Below are 539 nucleotides of genomic sequence, written 5' to 3'. Positions count from 1 at the left end.
CGGCCCGGCCGCCGCTGCCGCGATCATCGCCGAGATCGGCGTGGACATGACCCGCTTCCCGACCCCGGCCCACCTGGCCGGCTGGGCCAAGTTCGCACCCGGCGTCAAGGAATCAGCCGGCCGCCGCAAAGGCACCGGATCGACCGGGCACGGCAACCGCTACCTCGCCCGCGTCCTCGGACAGATCGCGGTCTCCGCCGCCCGCACCAACACATTCCTCGGCGAACGCTACCGGCGCATCGCGCGAAGACGCGGCGCCAAACGCGCCATCGTCGCGGTCGGCCGCTCGGTCCTGACGATCATCTGGCACCTGCTGTCAGACCCCGCAGCCGGCTTCCGTGATCTCGGCGCCGACTTCTACCTCAGCCGCACCGACACCGAACGCCGCAAACGCAACCACATCCATCAACTCGAAGCCCTCGGCTACCGCGTCACCCTCGACCTCGCCGCCTAACGCACCACCCAACAAGACCCATCCCGCGCCGCTTCGCGACACGGGATGCTGCCGCACGTCAAGTTACGGTCGATTTTCGAGTTAG

The 539-nt window shown here is 68.6% G+C and carries 1 protein-coding gene; it reads left to right on the top strand.

The features are described from left to right. Positions 1–454 (top strand): transposase (locus SM450_RS31065; protein WP_474623334.1); only part of this gene is annotated, 454 nt, incomplete at its 5' end. Positions 455–539 lie beyond the last annotated feature (85 nt).

It is taken from the genome of Micromonospora marincola, assembly GCF_056150385.1.
Note: the sequence above shows the minus strand (reverse complement) of the source record. Positions and strands in the feature narration are given on the sequence as shown.